This window comes from Mesobacillus sp. (assembly GCF_049588175.1).
Taxonomy (GTDB): Bacteria; Bacillota; Bacilli; order Bacillales; family Cytobacillaceae; genus Mesobacillus.
In genome coordinates, this window is the sequence record NZ_JBAVFI010000102.1 from 1 (window position 1) to 2,548 (window position 2,548).

The 2,548-nt window shown below is 42.7% G+C and carries 3 protein-coding genes; 2 read left to right on the forward strand and 1 reads right to left on the reverse strand.

Going from position 1 to position 2,548, the window contains the following annotated elements:
- Window positions 1-208 precede the first annotated feature (208 nt).
- Entirely contained in the window at window positions 209-637 is a 429-nt protein-coding gene (locus tag WB217_RS02160; protein ID WP_423990219.1) for a MarR family winged helix-turn-helix transcriptional regulator, read from the reverse strand.
- Between the two features lie 185 nt (window positions 638-822).
- Between WB217_RS02160 and WB217_RS02165 the strand changes: the two genes are divergently transcribed.
- Window positions 823-1,278, forward strand: coding sequence for a CBS domain-containing protein (locus tag WB217_RS02165; protein ID WP_423990221.1), 456 nt, complete (start codon window positions 823-825; stop codon window positions 1,276-1,278).
- A gap of 30 nt (window positions 1,279-1,308) precedes the next feature.
- Window positions 1,309-2,544, forward strand: coding sequence for an MFS transporter (locus tag WB217_RS02170; protein ID WP_423990223.1), 1,236 nt, complete (start codon window positions 1,309-1,311; stop codon window positions 2,542-2,544).
- The last annotated feature ends 4 nt before the right edge of the window (window positions 2,545-2,548 follow it).

Below are 2,548 nucleotides of genomic sequence, written 5' to 3' on the forward strand. Positions count from 1 at the left end.
TATCCGAATGGAAGTATCCCTAATCTGAACAAAAAAGATCCGGGAGTACGAGCGCAAGCCTTGTCTCAGATCAAAAATGTGCCATTGCCAGAAACTGATCCGGTTTATGGGGAGAGCGGACCACTGCTGGAAAAGTGGGCAAAGTGATTATCATACAAAGAAAGGCAGGCTGAATGGTTTAAGAAACATTCCGCCTGCCCTTTTTTTATTATCTATTTTTTAAAGAGTGATTGAATTTTTTCAACAGATGTCCCAAATTTTCACGGTCACCATCAGTCCAGTCACTTAGCAGATTAGTAATGCTGTCTAATCTGGACAATTGGTTGGCGGTTAATTCTGCAAGACCGGCTTCTGTAATTTCATAGAAATATGAACGGCCATCCTGTGAATCAGGAACTTTTTTTACATACGCTTTATCCTCTAATGCCCTTGCTTGCCTGCTGACCGTAGAGATATCAAGGTCAAACTCAGCAGCCAGCACCTTCACCCCTGCAGGACCTAAAGCGGATAGTCTCCGAAGCAGGAGGTACCCAGACCGGTCAAGGCTGGTTTTTCTTTTATCCGTTGAAACAGATGTAAGCCGGCGGATCAGGATTGCCAATTCAAGTTCAATCGTTTCCAGTGCTTCTTTTTTCATCGTTTTTTCACCCCGAATACTTCCTCTAGGTTACATGATAATATAACACAGGCTTTTGTCAATTTGCTGTATATCTCTGGAAAGCAACATTGACATAGTTAATAGTTGTATTATACAATCATATAGTTGCATCATACAATTATTTTTTTCGGTTTAGTATACTCTTTTACAGACAGGAGTTTAATATGCAAGCTCATGAAATCATGAATTCGACAGTTTACAAGGTTAAAGATACAGACAATGTGCGTTTGGTAATCGAGAAGTTTATTGACCATCAAATCAGCGGGCTGCCCGTGGTGAATGAGCGGAATGAAATTGTCGCTTATATAAGCGATGGGGATATCATGCGAAATATCGGAAAACACAAGGATATCGTCGTTGACTCTTTTTATTATGTTGATGTTATCAGGGGAGATGATGATGAATTTGAGGTGAGGACCCAAAAGGTCTTGGACTTGAACGTCATGGTCATTGCTCAGAAGAAAGTGCAAAAGGTGGCTTGGAACCAGGAAATTGAAAATATTGCGGCACTTTTGGGCAAGAAACAAATTAAGAAAGTGCCTGTTGAACGAAATGGTGTTTTGGCTGGGATCATCAGCCGGGGAGACGTCATCAGGCATTCCTTCAAAAAATTATTATAAATCGAAAAAAGGATTAAAGGAGAAGGAAGAATGACTTCAAAATCACAAACTGCAGCAAAACCTTTAACAATTGATTCAGCCACTACTTCCGGAATATTACACCAGCCTGTCGCTGTATGGGCGGTCTTCTTTGCGGCAATCACGGCTTTTATGGGAATGGGGCTGGTAAACCCGGTCTTACCGACGATTGCGCATAATTTGAATGCGACTCCAAGTGAGGTAACTTTACTATATACAAGCTATAATGCAGTAATGGCATTCGCCATGCTGATCACTGGAACGGTATCATCAAGGCTTGGCAGCAAAGGCACTCTCCTTCTGGGAATTTCGATTATTGCAGTTGTGTCTGCCCTGGGAGGATTCGCTGAAAATATTTGGACATTGGTTGGATTAAGGGGCGGTTGGGGACTTGGAAATGCGCTGTTTGTAGCAACAGCACTGGCAGCGATTGTTTCTCTTTCAGATAGCGGAACAGCAAAAGCAATCATTCTTTATGAGGCAGCCGTAGGGCTTGGCATATCAATTGGACCGCTGCTTGGCGGGACATTAGGGTCCTTGACTTGGAGAGCTCCATTTTTTGGGGTTGCCACATTAATGGTATTGGCCTTTATTCTTCTTATCCTATTAATGCCTAATGCAAAGGTGCATTCTGTTAAAAAATCAAAGACTTCTTTACTCGCACCATTCCACGCAATGAGGCACCGTTCCCTTTTGCTATTAGGGATTGTAGCAGCTTTATATAATGTTGGTTTCTTCACCATCATGGCATACGCTCCCTTTGTTATGGGTCTGGAGCCCAAGGGACTTGGCTACGTATTCTTAGGATGGGGTATCCTGCTGGCTCTTACGTCTGTATTTATGGCGCCTAAGCTTCAACAATGGTTTGGTACTGTTAAGGCTATGGTTTTCATGTTGATTCTATTTGCTTTTGATCTTATGATCATAGGAATCTTTGCATCGACACCGTGGATCGTGATCAGCGCTGTTATTTTTGCCGGCGCGATATTGGGGAATAACAATACTTTGATTACAACAGCCGTTATGGATGCAGCTCCAGTAGAAAGAGCGACTGCTTCAGCTGCTTACAGCTTTCTGCGCTTCATTGGTGCTGCCATTGCACCTTTCATGGCTGCAAAATTAGGAGAAGTGTTTAACTCGCACATCCCATTTTTAGTTGGCGCAGGATTCGTACTTCTGTCCGTTGTCTTCATCGGGCTGAATTTCAACCATCTGAAGCACGTAGATACAACAGATGCATCCCATTAAATGC

Excerpts from the sequence above, each read along its gene's own strand:
- WB217_RS02160 (WP_423990219.1), bottom strand. The coding sequence starts at position 637 with ATGAAAAAAGAAGCACTGGAAACGATTGAACTTGAATTGGCAATCCTG.
- WB217_RS02165 (WP_423990221.1), top strand. The coding sequence starts at position 823 with ATGCAAGCTCATGAAATCATGAATTCGACAGTTTACAAGGTTAAAGAT.
- WB217_RS02170 (WP_423990223.1), top strand. The coding sequence starts at position 1,309 with ATGACTTCAAAATCACAAACTGCAGCAAAACCTTTAACAATTGATTCA.